Genomic DNA, 16,248 nt, shown 5'->3' with positions numbered 1-16,248 from the left:
ATGGCACAAGATGTGCTTAAGGATCTCACACATGTCCGTAATATCGGTATCATGGCTCACATTGATGCAGGTAAGACGACCACAACTGAGCGTATCCTCTTCTACACCGGTGTAAACTACAAGATCGGTGAAACCCACGATGGCGCTTCCACTATGGACTGGATGGAGCAGGAGAAGGAACGTGGTATTACCATTACCTCCGCTGCTACCACCGCATTCTGGCACCGCCAGTCTCACGATCCAGAAGATCGATTCCAGATCAACATCATCGATACCCCAGGCCACGTGGACTTTACTGCTGAAGTAGAGCGCTCCCTGCGTGTACTCGACGGTGCTGTAGCTGTTTTCGATGGTAAGGAAGGTGTGGAACCACAGTCTGAAACCGTATGGCGTCAGGCAGATAAGTACAACGTTCCACGCATCTGCTTCATCAACAAGATGGATAAGCTCGGTGCAAACTTCTACTACTCTGTAGACACCATTAAGGAAAAGCTCGGTGCAAAGCCAATCGTTATGCAGATCCCAATCGGTTCTGAAAACGAATTTATGGGCGTTATCGATCTCGTACGCATGGTTGCATACGTATGGGATGACGATGCTGATAAGGGTACGACTTACAAGACCACTGAGATTCCAGCAGACTTGAAGGATAAGGCTGAAGACTATCGTCAGCAGCTCCTTGAAACTGTGGCAGAAACCGATGAAGACTTGATGAACAAGTTCTTCGAAGGTGAGGAGATTACAGAAGCTGAAATTCGTACAGCTGTTCGTAAGCTCACTATCGCTTCTGAAGCTTACCCAGTGTACTGCGGTTCTGCATTCAAGGATAAGGGTGTACAGCCAATGCTCGATGCAGTTATTGACTTCCTCCCAGCTCCAAGCGACATCCCAGCAATTAAGGGTACCGATCCTTCTGATGAAAGCATCGAGATCGATCGTCATCCATCCGAGGATGAGCCATTCTCCGCTTTGGCATTCAAGATTGCTGCACACCCATTCTACGGAAAGCTTGTTTACGTGCGCGTTTACTCTGGTTCCGTAGCTCAGGGTGACACCATCCTCAATGCAAACAAGGGTAAGAAGGAGCGCGTAGGTAAGCTCTTCCAGATGCATGCAGATAAGGAAAATCCTGTAGAGCACGCATCCGCTGGTAACATCTACGCATTCGTGGGTTTGAAGAACATCACCACGGGTGACACCTTGTGCGATGAAAAGAACCCAGTAGTTCTCGAATCCATGAGCTTCCCAGAACCTGTAATCCAGGTTGCAGTAGAGCCAAAGACCAAGGCTGATCAGGAAAAGATGGGTATCGCTTTGCAGCGTTTGTCTGACGAAGATCCTACCTTCCAGGTCACCACAGACGAAGAGTCTGGTCAGACTCTTATTGCAGGTATGGGTGAGCTTCAGCTCGACATCTTGATCGATCGTATGCGCCGTGAATTCCACGTAGAGTGCAACGTAGGTAACCCACAGGTTTCCTACCGCGAGACCATCAAGAAGCCTGTAATGAATCAGGAATACACGCACAAGAAGCAGACCGGTGGTTCTGGTCAGTTCGCAAAGGTTTTGATGAACTTCGAGCCACTCGACACCACTTCCGGCGAAACCTACGCATTCGAAAACCAGGTTACTGGTGGACACATCACCAAGGAATTCATTCCTTCTATTGATGCTGGTGTACAGGAAGCTATGCAGTCCGGTGTGCTTGCTGGATTCCCAGTTGTGGGTGTGAAGGCAACCGTCACCGATGGTCAGGTTCACGACGTTGATTCGTCTGAAATGGCCTTCAAGATTGCAGGTTCCATGGCATTCAAGGAAGCTGCTCCTAAGGCTAACCCAGTAATTCTCGAGCCAATTATGGCTGTAGAAGTACGTACTCCAGAAGAGTACATGGGTGACGTTATGGGTGACATCAACTCCCGTCGTGGTGCTATCCAGTCTATGGAAGACGCTACAGGCGTGAAGGTTATCAAGGCTAAGGTGCCATTGGCTGAAATGTTCGGCTACATTGGTGATCTTCGCTCCCGTACCCAGGGTCGTGCAGTGTACTCCATGACCATGGATTCTTATGCTGAAGTTCCAAGGAGCGTAGCAGAAGAAATTATCAAGGCACAGCGCGGCGAGTAATCGCTTATCTGGGCTTCTGTTGGTTGGCGTGAATCTTGTGGGTTTGCGCCGACCAGTCTAAGGGCTCAACGTCCCGTGGCGTTCCTAAACTTATGATTAATTCTAGGTTTAACACGCGGTGGCAGTTGACCCCAAGAAGTAGTAAAATTTAACGAGTGTCTTGTGTCTACAAGGCATAAGACGAAACTCTAGAGACGTCCAGGAGGACACAACATGGCAAAGGCAAAGTTCGAACGTACTAAGCCTCACGTTAACATTGGTACCATTGGTCACGTTGATCACGGTAAGACCACCCTCACTGCAGCAATCTCCAAGACTCTGCATGAGATGTACCCAGATCTGAACCCTGCATATGACTTCGATCAGATCGATTCCGCTCCTGAAGAGAAGGAACGCGGTATTACCATCAACATCGCTCACATCGAGTATGAAACCGAAAAGCGTCACTATGCACACGTAGATGCACCAGGCCACGCTGATTATGTGAAGAACATGATTACCGGTGCTGCTCAGATGGATGGCGCTATCCTCGTAGTAGCTGCTACCGATGGTCCTATGGCTCAGACTCGCGAGCACGTATTGCTTGCAAAGCAGGTTGGTGTGCCAAAGCTTCTCGTAGCTTTGAACAAGTGCGATATGGTTGAAGATGAAGAACTCATCGAGCTCGTTGAAGAAGAAGTTCGCGATTTGCTCGAAGAGAACGGCTTCGATCGCGACTGCCCAGTAATCCGTACTTCCGCTTACGGTGCTCTTCACGATGATGCACCAGATCACGAGAAGTGGGCTCAGACTGTACGCGACCTCATGAACGCTGTTGATGAGTACATCCCAACTCCAGTTCACGATCTCGACAAGCCATTCTTGATGCCAATCGAGGACGTATTCACCATTTCCGGTCGTGGTACCGTAGTAACCGGTCGTGTAGAGCGCGGTCGCCTTGCTATCAACTCCCCAGTGGAAATCGTTGGTCTTCGTCCAACCACTTCCACCACCGTAACCTCCATCGAAACCTTCCACAAGCAGATGGACGAAGCAGAAGCTGGTGACAACACTGGTCTTCTTCTCCGTGGTATCGGTCGTGAAGATGTAGAGCGTGGTCAGGTTGTTGCTGCACCAGGTTCCATCACTCCTCACACCAAGTTCGAGGCTGAGGTATACGTATTGACTAAGGATGAAGGTGGCCGTCACTCGCCATTCTTCTCCAACTACCGTCCACAGTTCTACCTCCGTACTACCGACGTAACTGGCGTTATCACCTTGCCAGAAGGCGTTGAGATGGTACAGCCTGGCGATCACGCAACCTTCGGCGTTGAGCTCATCCAGCCAATCGCTATGGAAGAGGGCTTGACCTTCGCAGTTCGTGAAGGTGGCCGCACCGTAGGTTCCGGTCGTATCACCAAGATCATCGAGTAGTAAACCTAGCGTTGTAAACACTGTGTAGTAAACACAGCGTAGTAAACGCTTAGTTTCTACCGATAACGGTAAGACTGTTTAAGGCTCTGAGGATTTCCTCAGAGCCTTTTGCTATGCAATGCTTGGTTTTTGGACGGTAGAGAGCGTGCTACGGTCTTCGTGTGTGCCCAATTATGCGCTCACTCGAAACGAGTTGTTCATGAAGTGCTCTGCAAAGAGAACGCTGGGGAAAAGAAATACGGTGGAAATGTAGTGCAGCGGAAACGTTGAAAGCTATTATCTCGTTATTTAGTGCATATACAGGCTCATGTCGCCTGGCGCTCCAAGGGAGAGCGCGCGCAATAGGTGCTCGCGGATGAGCAAAGCGGTATAGGTGACTAGCGCATCCGATTGCGCGTCATCTGTAGAGTTAGTCTCCTCGTTGCCTGCGTTAGACGTGTTTAAGGAGCTTTGATGATAATCCGTTTGGAATTGCGCATCTGATTGAATAGCTTGAAGCTCAGCCAAAGCTGCGTCTAATTCAAGAGAAGCGGATAGGGGCATGGCAATGCCCACTGCCTGATTGGTACCGGAATAACGGATTATTTCGGACGCATCGTAAATCCGCGAACGTGAGTCCACAAAATCCCCGGAAGTGGCCTTACGCGCTCCTGTGGAGAAGGCCTCGCTGGACTGGGCGGCGTATTGCGCACGATCGACCAGATCGGACTGCGTGTAGTCGCGCGTGGCAAGCACCTCGTAGGCAAACCTTATCGTATCTTCACTTTTTGCTAAGGCTTGCAAGGCATCAGAACTCATCGGGAAAGCATCCGCTGTTTCAAAGGAATGTGTGATTTGAGCGAGATTGTCGACAATCTGGAGCGAATCTTCGCCGCTAGGCAAAGAGGAATTATGTAGCGCCAGTGCGCTGCGGATGATGCCTTCGCTAAAGCGGGAAGGGCAGGAGAGTGCTACGTTCAGCCAGTTATCGGCAACGAAGCGAGCTGTTGGTCGTGTAAAAGCGGAATTATTGACAAGCTGAGCAGAAGCGGCCACCGTTTTTGCTGTGAAATACGCACTATCGCACTGCGAGTAAGTGGAGGCTGCCTGAGCTGCTGGCAGACAGAAGGTGGAAAAACCCAGCGCGACCGCGCACAGGGAAGCGGAGATTCGAGCAGAATTTTTGGTTACAACGCGAGGTAGAGGGGATAGAGAAGGCGACTGTGCCAGAGATTTATCCTCTAAAACGCATAATGCATGAAAACTCGAAAACTGCGACATAGCTTTAGCCTATCAGCTGTGGGGAAAAATATACAAAGTCTATCTTTTTCGCTAGAATTATAGTTCACTCAGAAAGGCATGCATAAGCATGCGTAATTTATAATTTCATATAGGAGGTCTCCACTATGGATCTTGATTTGTCGCAGTTACATCGCATCGCAGCAGAGCAGGGAATTGAAGCGGAAACCTTAGACGAAGCTTTGGCGCAAGCGCTTAAATTGGCGTATTCTAAAACTCCTCATGCCGCAAAACATGCTCGTGTAGAGCTCGACGAGCGTGCGGGATCTTTTACTATTTGGGCTCAGGATGAAATTCCTGTAGAGCCTACAGAGGACAATCCATATCCACGTCCTGAACTGGGCGAGCCATATGATGACACACCTCATGATTTTGGCCGTGTAGCAGCAGCTACAGCAGCACAGGTGATTAGCGGTTTGTTCCGCAAAGCTGCCGATGACAAGATTTTTGGAGCCTTCTCGGGGCAAAAGGGTCATATTATCAACGGCATTATCCAGCAGAATTCTCGTGACCCACAAAATATCCATGTGGCCGTGGGTGACGTAGAAGCTATTCTCCCACGCCGTGAGCAGGTGCCAGGTGAGGTATATCGTCACGGTGAGCGCATCCGTGTGTATGTAGTGAATGTGGCACGAGGTTTGAAGGGACCAGAAATTATCGTTTCGCGTTCTCACCCAGAACTCGTTCGTCGACTGTTTGAACGCGAAGTGCCAGAACTGACATCCGGGGCCGTGTCCATCATGTCCATCGCCCGCGAAGCAGGCGCTCGTACGAAAATTGCCGTGCGCGCCAATACGCCAGGCATTAATCCAAAGGGTTCCTTAATTGGACCGAGCGGAAACCGCGTGCGTGCCGTCATGGAAAATTTGGGCGAGGAGAAAATTGATATCGTCGATTGGTCTAATGATCCGGCGAAATTCATTGCTGCTGCTCTGTCGCCGGCGCATGCCACAGAAGTACATGTGGTCAGCGAAAAGAACCAGACCGCTATCGCTCTTATCAAGGAAGACCAGCTTTCCTTGGCTATCGGCAAAGAAGGACAGAATGCGCGTCTGGCTGCGAAGCTGACCGGTTGGAAGATCGGTATCGAATCCGTGGAATCTCAGGCAGCAAAAAGCGAAGTTTCTCAGGAAGCTGAGTCTGAGCAGTAGGCTCCAGAAAACCGTTGAAATTAACCAATTAATACACGCTAAGAGCAGTGATCTTCATCCACCTCTTTCAGTATGATATGTAGAGGTGTGAATTGGAAATCACTGCTTTTGAGACGAGGTAATACGATCATGGTCACGTTACGATGAGACAGGATACGTTAACCACACTCAAATAAGCGCTGCGAGCAGTTCAAACGCGGCGCTAGTAAAGGAGAAATTGTGCCTAAAGCACGCGTATACGAACTTGCAAAACAATTGGGTGTTGACAGCAAAACCGTCCTTGCAAAATTGAAGGATATGGGAGAATTTGTTAAGTCGGCATCCTCTACGGTTGAGGCGCCCGTAGTGCGTAAACTCACCGCAGAATTTAATACTTCACAAAATCAGCAGAAGGATTCTGCTTCTGCACAAGGCTCACAGAAAAGCCCAAAGCCAGCAGGGGCTAAAAAGCCTGCACGTACTTCCGCACAAGCACAGCATGCAGGAAGCGGCGATGAGAAAGAAAAGTCCGCTGCTCCTTCTCCACGCGCGGCCGTGGCTCGTGCAGCTATGTCTTCCGTAAATCCAGCTGCAAACAAGGCCGCTATGGCGGGTCAGCGGGCAGCAGCTCAGAAGGCACAGCCAAAGCCTGCAAAGAAAGAGAATCGTGCTGCTACTCCTGCAGCATCGCATGCTCAAGCACCGGCTGCAAAGCCAGCTCCAGCGACAGAAGGTAATTCTGCTCCTGCCGCTGCCGCACAGTCGGCAACGCCGGGTATTCCAAAACCACGTAGCCGCGCCAACGGCACTCCACGCCCAGGTAATAATCCATTTATGAGCCGACCACGCCGTGGTTCCACGCCAACTCCAGGTGATATTCCACGCCCACATCCAATGGCACGTCCGGGCGCACATGCGGACAGCGGTCAAGGTGGCAACAATGACAGGCGTTCTCGTCAGGGACGCGGTCAAGACAACCATCGTTCAAATGAGCGTCGTGGCGCACGCTCTGGCGCGCCACGCCCAAGTGCACCTCGTTCCGGTGCTCCACGTCCAGGACAGGGTGGCGGCAACCGCGGTGCTAATGCGGGTGGCAATGCTTCTAGGCGTTCAAATCGCCAGGGCTCCGCACCTATGCACTCCGGAAATAATGGTGCACCACGCGGAAATCGTTTCTCCTCAGGCATGAATAACGGCCCAGCCCCATCCAATGGTCCATCTCGCGGTGGTCGCGGAGGACGCGGCGGAGCAGCAGGCGCTTTCGGACGTCAGGGTGCAAAGTCATCCAAGTCTCGTAAAGCCGCATTGCGCAACAAGCGCCAGGAATTCGAAGAGCTGAAAGCACCAGTTATCGGTGGCGTACGCATCCCATCCGGTAACGGACAGGTCGTGCAGCTTCCACAGGGTGCCACACTTTCGGACCTTGGTGAAAAGATTAATGTAAGCGCAGCTAGCTTGGTTACCGTGCTTTTCCATCTGGGCGAAATGGCTACGGCCACTCAGTCTTTGGATGCGGAAACCTTTGCCGTCTTGGGTGAAGAAATCGGCTGGAATATCAAGATTGTTTCTGCCGAAGAAGAAGATCGCGCTTTGCTTCAGCAGTTCGACATCGATTTGGATGCTGAAGTAGATGAAAGCAAGCTGGTTCCACGTCCACCAGTGGTCACAGTGATGGGTCACGTTGATCACGGTAAGACACGTTTGCTGGATACCATTCGCCAGACAAATGTGATTAAGTCTGAGGCCGGTGGCATTACTCAGCGCATTGGTGCTTACCAGATTCACGTCACCTTGAATGATATCGATCGCCGTATCACCTTCTTGGATACCCCAGGTCACGAAGCGTTTACCGCTATGCGTGCTCGTGGTGCCGAGCTGACCGACGTAGCCATTTTGGTTGTAGCTGCGGATGATGGTGTAATGCCTCAGACCGTGGAAGCTATTAACCACGCTCAGGCAGCGCATGTGCCGGTGGTTGTTGCCGTCAACAAGATTGATGTTGAGGGTGCTAACCCAGACAAGGTGCGTGGTCAGCTGACCGAATTCGGCTTGGTCCCAGAAGAGTATGGTGGAGACACCATGTTTGTGGATATTTCTGCAAAGCAGGGTACCAATATCGACAAGTTGCTGGAAGCTGTGCTGTTGACCGCAGACGCAACTTTGGATTTGCGTGCCGATCCAGATACCGATGCGCGCGGTGCCACCGTAGAAGCGCGTTTGGATAAGGGCCGCGGTGCAGTGGCTACCGTGCTTGTGCAGCAAGGTACCTTGCATGTGGGTGATTCCATTGTGGCTGGTAAGTCCTATGGACGCGTGCGTGCTTTGCTGGATGAGAATGGAAATAACCTCCAGGAGGCTACACCTTCTCGACCAGTAGCTGTGCTCGGCTTGACCTCGGTGCCAACGGCTGGTGACCTCTTCTTGGTAGCGTCGGATGATCGTACCGCACGCCAGATTGCGGAGAAGCGTGAAGCATCCGAGCGCGCAGCTCAGCTGGCTCGCCGTCACAAGGTTGTTTCCCTTGAAAACCTTAAGGAACAGTTCGCTAAGTCCGAAGTGGATATGCTTAACGTCATTATCAAGGGTGATTCTTCTGGTTCTGTAGAAGCTCTGGAAGAGTCCTTGATGAAGATTGAAGTCAGCGACGAAGTAGGCATTCAGGTTATTCATCGCGGCGTGGGTGCTATTACCCAGAACGATGTCAACCTCGCAACCGTTGATAAGGCTGTCATCATCGGCTTCAATGTGCGTCCATCTCGCCAGGTGGGTGAATTGGCTGAGCGTGAGGGCGTGGATGTACGTTACTACTCCGTCATTTACAAGGCTATCGAGGAAATTGAAGCATCTCTGAAGGGTATGCTCAAGCCTGAGTATGAGGAAGTTGTCACCTCGCATTCCGAGATTCGCGAGATCTTCCGCTCCTCTAAGTTCGGTAATATTGCGGGTGTTAAGGTCGATGACGGTACTGTGAAGCGCGGCACCAAGGCTCGCATTATGCGTAACGGCGTGGTCACCTTCAATGATCTGGAGATTTCTACTCTGCGTCGCTTTAAGGATGACGTCACCGAGGTTACCGAAGGATACGAGGCAGGTATCAATCTGGGCAACTTCAACGATATCCAGGTGGGCGATATTATTGAAACCTTCGAAATGCGAGAGATTGCTCGCAGCTAATTTCGACCTTCGCAGCTCCATAATTTAACTGCATGTGCTAGGGCAGCCGAAAAACCTCGGCTGCCCTTTGCACAAGAAAATACGAATGAAGGATAAAAATGGCAGGAACAAATCCTCGTGCAGTCCGCATTGCCGGACTCATTCAACGTGTCATTGCAAATTCTTTGGAAAAAGATATCCACGATCCACGTTTGCGTAATGTAACCATTACAGAAGTGCGTGTCACCAATGATATGCAGCAAGCTCGCGTTTTTTGGACAATTTACGCTCCAGAAGGCAAAGAAGACGGACAGAAAAAGCGTGCTGCTCAGGCCTTGCGTCAGGCCACCGGTCATTTGCGTACACGTGTGGGCCGCACTGCAGGTTTGCGATTAACACCACAGCTCATTTTCGTTTTTGATAAGCTTCAAGGCGAAGCGGCAGAGGTGGATGATGTGCTCGTCGTCGCGCGTAAACGTGACGAAGAGCTTGCAAAGTTACGCGAAAATGCGCAGTATGCAGGTGAGGCAGATCCTTATAAGCATAAGGATGAAGAAATCGAAAGCTCCGAGGATGCAGAGGCATGGGATGATACCCAGACTTCTGGTATGAGTGTGTCTTTCGATGATTTTGATGATGAGGATCTCGAAGAGGATGACGATGATGATTTCGAAATGAATATCATCATCGATGATGACGTCCTCGCAGACGATTTTGCGGACGATGCAGATGAATCAGAGGATGCCGAAGAAGCGGAGGGCTCAGACGCATCTCATACAGAGCAGCGCGACCATTAATCGCAGCTTACAAACCAGCGCTCAGGATAAACGCTCAAGGATAAAGCAGTGGAAAAAAGCGGAGTAATAGTCGTTGATAAGCCTCAGGGTGTGACAAGTCATGACGTGGTAGCGGCTTGTCGCTCGTTGCTCCATACCTCAAAGGTCGGGCATGCGGGTACGTTGGATCCCATGGCCACAGGGGTGTTGGTAATCGGTTTTGGCTCCGCTACACGTTTGCTCAATGCTATCGTGGGCTCGCGAAAAACTTACCACACCACTATTCTCCTCGGCCAGCGTACGACCACAGACGATGCGGATGGAGATATCATTCCTTGGGATGCGCACGAGCAAGATGCCGTTACAGCGGCATTAGTCGGGCTGGATCGACACAGAATTGAACAAGAAATATCGGCACATTTTTTGGGCGACATCGATCAGGTGCCGAGCAGTTTTTCTGCTAAGAAAATTGCGGGCAAGCGGGCGTATGACTTAGCACGTAGCGGGCAAGAGGTGGAGCTGAAGGCCCAGAAAATTACGATCGACGACTTCTGCTTAACCGATATGCGCAGGCGAGCGGATGGTCTCATCGAAGTCGACGCTTCTGTACGCTGCTCTGCGGGCACCTATATTCGCGCCCTCGGTCGTGATTTAGGACATAATCTGGGTGTTGGTGGTTCTCTTATTATGCTGAGGCGCGTGCAGGTGGGGGAGTTTGACGTAGGCGATGCGCGCACGCTCTCGTGTAGTACGCAAACGCGTAGCTTTACCAATAAACACGGCGAAGAGGTGACGCGCCGTAAGGTGGTCTTTCCGCAAGAATTCCAAGATGCTCAACGGCTAGAGGAGCATATTATTTCCCCTGCATGGGCGGCTCAGCACACCTTACCCTGGTGTGAATTGAGCGCCGAGCAGGCGGTAGACATCAGCTTCGGTCGTCCGATTCGCATGCACATTACTCAGCAGCAGGCGGCGCTGTATAACGGTCACTTGATGGCGTTAATTGAGCCCTGGAAGAAGAATCTCGTCAAACCCTCTACAGTGTTTATTACATCGACACAATTAGCTAATCTTGTTCAAGAAGCATAGGAGAATCATGGACATAATTCGACTCGACCCTAATGAGCAAGGTGTAGTGGACTGGCCAACGCTGAGCGAGGATAAGCGTGCAGTCGTGACGATTGGCACTTTCGACGGGGTGCACAAGGGCCATCAGGCGGTGCTTTCGCGCGCCGTTGAACTGGCGCATCAGCATGACGTACCGAGCGTAGCCATTACTTTTACGCCTCGTCCGAGTGTGGTGCACACGTATGCGAAAAATCATGAGGGTGCACAGCTGGAGAAGGCTGAAGATTATGCAGATGCCGAGGCATTGATGAGTGTGGACCACCGCCTCGAATTCATCGAAAAGGCGGGTTTTGACTACGCGCTCGTCGTGCATTACACGCTCGAATTTGCAGCTCGCACCTATATTTTCTTCCTGGGACAATTAGTGGGCAAGCTGGGCATGAGGACGCTGGTCTTGGGCTCTGATGCCACCATGGGCAAGGGGCGAGAAGGCAATGTGCAGTCCATAGAAAAACTGTCTGCAGCCACCGGTGTATTCGAACTTGAAGTAGTGGACGATTTTGGTCCAGGCGGCATTTATTTACCACGCGCGGTTCAGTACGTGGTACCGCAGACACTAGGGGAGCCGGAAAATCCGCTGAAAAGTATGACTAAGGCAGAGCTCAGAGCCTGGAGTAAAAAGCATCAAGGTGTGGCTACGCGTGAATACAGTTCCTCCATGGTGCGTTTCTTGCTGGCGCGCGGGTGTGTGCAAGAAGCTACGCATATTCTCGGTAGACCGCATTCTATCGATGCGCGTGTAACACACGGCGATCAGCGTGGGCGAGAGCTTGGTTTTCCTACGGCCAACTGTGTAGATATTCAAGGATTTGTGCCGGTCGATGGCGTATATGCCGGCTATCTGGAAAATCTCAACACGCATGAGCGTTACACAGCTGCAATTTCCGTAGGCGTAAGCACTACCTTCGATAAAACCGAGCGCACAGTGGAGGCGTACTGTGTGGATGCAGATGTAGATTTGTACGACGTTCCGGTGCGCGTAGAGTTCACGCATTATCTGCGGCCAATGCTGACTTTCACTTCCGCAGAAGAACTTATCGAGCAGATGCATGCGGATGTAGAAAAGACACGAACACTGGCACGCTGAGTGGAGTAAAGCACAGATGATGAACTCGTCTTGAGGCGGTAGGACGTTGCCTCAAGACGAGTTTTTTTATGCGCAAGAAGAAGACTCAAGCGACACGCCGAAGCCATCCGCGCAGTCTCACGATTTTCCTTGAAAATTCGCCAAAGTTTTAGTCTCTGAGAAGGCTTATATTTCCTTTGGTTTTGCGTTTAACCAATTCACGGTATATTCTTGAGACGACATTAATTTCAAAGTGGAAAAGTAGGTTTCCCAAGAATGCGCAGTGAAGAGGTATCGCAGGCGATGCTCGCTCCACGCTGGTGCAAACCCAAGCTTTCCCTCAAACTCACTGTTTTAAGGAGCCTATTGTGAGTGAACGGAAAGAAAATAAGACTCTCGACACAACTGGAAAGTCCATTGTTTCTTTGATGGCTGCTCTTTTGGTGGCTATTTTTGCTTTCCAGTTGAACGCCTCCATGCTCTCTCCAGCGTTGACGACCATGGAGCACGAACTCAATACGACATCTGCTCAAATCGGTTTGACTCAAACCGTCTTCTTCACTGCAGCAGCATTGTTCTCGTTGTTCCTGCCTCGACTGGCGGATTTAATTGGTCGTAAAAAAGTTCTCGTAGGAATGTTGGTTATTACGACATTGGGATGCATTGTTTCTGCACTTGCTCCTAATGTGGCCATTTTGATGATTGGCCGTATTTTGCAGGGTACGGCTGGTCCAATCGTTTCTATGTGCTTGATTATGTTGCACCAAGCTGTGACGGAAGAAAAGCGCTATACAAAGCTGATGGCTATCCTCACCTCTGTGAACGGTGGCATTGCGGGTGTGGATGCTATCTTCGGTGGTTTCCTCGCAGGAACTTGGGGCTTCCGCTCAGTGTTCGTAGCCATGGCAATCATTGCGGGTCTTGCAATTGTTCTTGTTTATCTCTTTGCTGAGGAAAGCACGGCGGAGGAAACGCCAGCTATGGATTGGCTGGGCGCCTTCCTCTTGGTTGTGGCTATGGGTACGCTCATCACCGCTATCAACGAAATGCAAAAGCTTGCCGCTGCTAACTGGGGCCTGACTGTCATTCTGCTGATTGTATCTGTGGTCTGCTTCGTGGCATTCTGGATGGTGGAAAAGCGTTCCGCTGCACCAATGGTATCCACCGTATATCTGAAGCAGCGTCGTACCTGGGGCTTGTTGCTCAGCACCACACTGACAATGACGGGCATCTTCGCCGTCATGAACGGCATCGTACCAGCCGTTGCTCAGGATCCAACGTATGGTACAGGCTTGAGTGCAAGCGTTGTGTCCTTTGCTACCTTGACGCCATACGCGTTGATTGGTTTGGCATTCGGTCCAATTGCGGGTGTGCTTGCAGCGCGCTTCGGATACCTCAAGGTATTGCGCGCCGGCTTAGCCGTATCGACCTTGGGTATGCTCTTTGCGGTGTATGTGGCTGCACATCCATCGATTTGGGGACTGGTACTCGTATCTATAGTTCTCGGTTTCAGCTATGCAGGCACCGTGAATATTATGTTGAACGGTTTGAGCATTGTGCTGTCCCCAGCTGATAATCCGGGTTACTTGCCGGGATTGAATTCGGGTGCCTTCAACTTGGGTGCCGGTTTGAGCTACGTGGCTTTGTACGCTGCTTTGAGCATGTTTACGCAGTCCAGCTCCGTTTCCGCCGGCTACGTAGCTGCGGTTGTCACCGGTTTGGTACTCGTTATTCTTGCTTTGGGAGCTTCCTTCTTGGTACCAAAGCCAGACGTGGATAAGTAAATCGGATAAAACAAAAGGCTGAGCAGTTATTAAAGCTGCCCAGCCTTTTTTATTGCCAATGAATTATATGAGGGAAATGCCATTGGCAAGTGCTACGAAAAGAAGCAAATAACCAAATGCTGTGGTTAGGGTGCTGTCTTTAAATCTGCGAGAAAGCGGCGCGCCGATGAGACCGCCCAACATGGATGCAATCGCGAAGCTGATGACAATGGTCCAATCCACACTGATATCCGAGCCGAGTCGAGAAATTAAACCCACGGCTGAAGCCATGAGCATAACCAGAAGAGAGGTGGAGGAAGCTTCCTTCATGGTAAAGCTCATGGCCAGCACGAGCATAGGAACGACTGCAAAGCCGCCGCCCACACCAAAGAATCCGGTCAAAAAACCGGTGGCGGTAGCGCAGGCGATGAGCTTAATGAGGTTATGACTTTTTGAGGACGACTGTGCGTGTGTATCCGAAGAACCACTGGTTTCTTCGATAACAACAGTCTCTTGAGTGCCCGAAAGCGTGGCAAGGCGCAATTCGCGCTTGCGTTCCTTCTGGGCTTTGCGAATCATCGTAATGCCTACGACGATGAGAAGCAGGGAAAACAGCGTCATGAGCACGGATCCGGGCAAAATACCGGAAAGCTTGGAGCCCACATACGTACCCACAAAAGATAGAAGGCCAAAGATAAAGCCATCCTTCCAGCGCACATGGCCTTCTTGTGAGCGCGGAATCAGCGAAATAAGCGCCGTCAGTCCCACTATCACCAGGGAGCCAGCCGCTGCGGCATGCGGCTCTAAGCCCAGCAAATACACCAAAACCGGCACGGATAATATGCCACCGCCGGCGCCCAAAGCACCCACAACCATGCCGACGAGAAGGCCTATACATAAAGCAATGAGGAGGGAATACGTCATAAATCAACCTCTAATCAAGTTTCTATCTAATGTTGGTATCAAAAGAATTACAAACATCAACGCGCAAGACTCGTCCTCGTCCGCTCTTGCAAACGATAAGCGCTGCGAATTTGAGGATCCATAATCTCCGCTGGAGCCCGGCCTGCGCGCAGTAAACGTGCCATGGCGACGATGTCTGGGCGAATATGCCCATAAAACTTCTTATATCCTGGGCACAAATAATTCTGTGGTGTGCTTCCATCCTTGTGCACTACAAAACGATCCTTCGGGCAACCACCATTGCACATGCGCCTAAATGGGCAAGATCGGCAGAGTTCTGGTAGTTGCTCATGCTTTTTCTTGCCAAACTGACGCATCACATCCGTATGTGCCAAATCGTAGAAGGAGGATTTTTCGATGTTGCCCACATACCAATCCGGCTCGACCCAATGATCGCAAGCATAGACATCGCCGTTAAATTCCAATGCCATATTAGTGCCGCATTCGGGCGCGTGATAGCACACGGAGTATTGGTTAAATAAAGCGCCTAGTGCTGCGTCAAAATCTTGCACATAGACTTTGCCTACATCGTGTTGGACCCATTCATCGAAGACATCGTTCAGAAATTGGCCGTACTGTGCCGGTTTGGTAGAGCGCGAGGTAACGGCATCGCCGGTTTGCTTGTATAGAAGACCCACACCGTCTTTGGAGGTTTTGCGCCATCCGGAATTTTCGATACGTTCCAGATCGCGAGGATTGACGCGCTCTACGATAGGGATAAATTGGATGAAATCTGCTCCAAGTTCATCCCTAAAATATGTATATACTTCACGGCCATGATTTTCATTGGCGTGGTGGATGGTGCACAAAATATTGGTATCGACGCCTGCAGCACGTAAATAATTCCATCCACGAATCACCATGGCGTGCGTGCCGCGGCCGGCGCGGTTGAGGCGGTAATAATCGTGATATTTCTCAGGCCCATCGATGGAGATACCCACGAGGAAATGATTGTCTTTGAGGAATTGTGCCCATTCTTCGTTGATAAGTGTGCCATTGGTCTGGATGGCGTGCTTGACGGTTTGCTGGGGGCGTTTGTATTGATCGCAGAGACGAATCAACGTTCTAAAAAAGTCTAAGCCGCGCAAGGTAGGTTCTCCGCCTTGCCACAGCATAGTAACCTCGCCATCAGGACTTGCGGCCAGATACTCGGCCACATATTTTTCCAGTGTATCCTCGGTCATAGTTTGCTTGTGGGCACTATAGAGCAGCTCTTTGGAGAGGAAGAAGCAGTATTGGCAGTCAAGATTGCATGCGGCGCCGGTCGGTTTTGCTACGACGGAAAAAGGCAGCTGGCGTCGATTCGTCAGAGGACCTGCGGTCAGTGGCCCTGCTGGCATGGAGGAATTCATTTCATTAATCTGTGTCATGATGTCCTGCAATCCTGAGTGAAGTGTGAAGTATTCAGCATTAAGCGTGGTGGGAAAATTCATTATGGAGAAAGGTTAGAA

Annotated in this window: 11 protein-coding genes; 8 read left to right on the top strand and 3 right to left on the bottom strand. The window is 50.8% G+C overall.

The features are described 5' to 3' along the window. Both fusA and tuf read left to right on the top strand, forming a co-directional pair. Complete coding sequence (gene fusA, locus D570_RS0104085; RefSeq protein ID WP_018143129.1) at positions 1 to 2,127, top strand: elongation factor G; 2,127 nt, start codon at positions 1 to 3, stop codon at positions 2,125 to 2,127. Positions 2,128 to 2,340: 213 nt separating this feature from the next. Continuing rightward, entirely contained in the window at positions 2,341 to 3,540 is a 1,200-nt protein-coding gene (gene tuf, locus D570_RS0104080; RefSeq protein WP_018143128.1) for an elongation factor Tu, read from the top strand. Positions 3,541 to 3,828: 288 nt separating this feature from the next. Here the strand turns inward: tuf and D570_RS0104075 are convergent, their stop codons facing one another. Beyond that, positions 3,829 to 4,800 (bottom strand): hypothetical protein, encoded by a 972-nt coding sequence (locus D570_RS0104075; RefSeq protein WP_018143127.1) that lies wholly within the window; start codon positions 4,798 to 4,800, stop codon positions 3,829 to 3,831. Between the two features lie 125 nt (positions 4,801 to 4,925). On the opposite strand from D570_RS0104075, the gene nusA reads away from it, so the two are divergent. The 6 genes from nusA to uriT all read left to right on the top strand — a co-directional run bounded on the left by nusA (position 4,926) and on the right by uriT (position 13,855). Further along, the gene (nusA, locus tag D570_RS0104070; protein WP_018143126.1) at positions 4,926 to 5,969 is read left to right on the top strand and encodes a transcription termination factor NusA; all 1,044 of its coding nucleotides are present in this window, start codon (positions 4,926 to 4,928) and stop codon (positions 5,967 to 5,969) included. Positions 5,970 to 6,188: 219 nt separating this feature from the next. Beyond that, a complete protein-coding gene (infB, locus tag D570_RS0104065) occupies positions 6,189 to 9,122 on the top strand; it encodes a translation initiation factor IF-2 (protein WP_018143125.1) in 2,934 nt (977 codons plus the stop codon). A gap of 98 nt (positions 9,123 to 9,220) precedes the next feature. Then, positions 9,221 to 9,898 carry a 30S ribosome-binding factor RbfA gene (gene rbfA, locus D570_RS0104060; RefSeq protein ID WP_018143124.1) on the top strand — a complete coding sequence of 226 codons (678 nt, stop codon included), beginning with the start codon at positions 9,221 to 9,223 and terminating at the stop codon, positions 9,896 to 9,898. Between the two features lie 48 nt (positions 9,899 to 9,946). After that, positions 9,947 to 10,966, top strand: a complete 1,020-nt coding sequence (truB, locus tag D570_RS0104055; protein WP_018143123.1) for a tRNA pseudouridine(55) synthase TruB — start codon at positions 9,947 to 9,949, stop codon at positions 10,964 to 10,966. A gap of 7 nt (positions 10,967 to 10,973) precedes the next feature. Further along, on the top strand, positions 10,974 to 12,092 hold the full coding sequence (gene ribF / locus D570_RS0104050) for a bifunctional riboflavin kinase/FMN adenylyltransferase (protein ID WP_018143122.1): 1,119 nt from the start codon (positions 10,974 to 10,976) through the stop codon (positions 12,090 to 12,092). A gap of 347 nt (positions 12,093 to 12,439) precedes the next feature. Next, positions 12,440 to 13,855 (top strand): uridine transporter UriT, encoded by a 1,416-nt coding sequence (gene uriT / locus D570_RS0104045; RefSeq protein WP_018143121.1) that lies wholly within the window; start codon positions 12,440 to 12,442, stop codon positions 13,853 to 13,855. A gap of 63 nt (positions 13,856 to 13,918) precedes the next feature. Here uriT and D570_RS0104040 read toward each other — a convergent pair whose 3' ends face one another. Beyond that, positions 13,919 to 14,758: a sulfite exporter TauE/SafE family protein gene (locus D570_RS0104040; protein ID WP_018143120.1), complete on the bottom strand. Its 840-nt coding sequence runs from the start codon at positions 14,756 to 14,758 to the stop codon at positions 13,919 to 13,921. 56 nt (positions 14,759 to 14,814) lie between these two features. Next, complete coding sequence (locus D570_RS0104035; RefSeq protein ID WP_156812233.1) at positions 14,815 to 16,167, bottom strand: anaerobic sulfatase maturase; 1,353 nt, start codon at positions 16,165 to 16,167, stop codon at positions 14,815 to 14,817. Positions 16,168 to 16,248 lie beyond the last annotated feature (81 nt).

The organism is Alloscardovia criceti DSM 17774 (assembly GCF_000376885.1).
GTDB lineage: Bacteria > Actinomycetota > Actinomycetes > Actinomycetales > Bifidobacteriaceae > Alloscardovia > Alloscardovia criceti.
The sequence above is the reverse complement of the archived record's forward strand: the minus strand, read 5'-3'. Positions and strand labels throughout refer to the sequence as shown.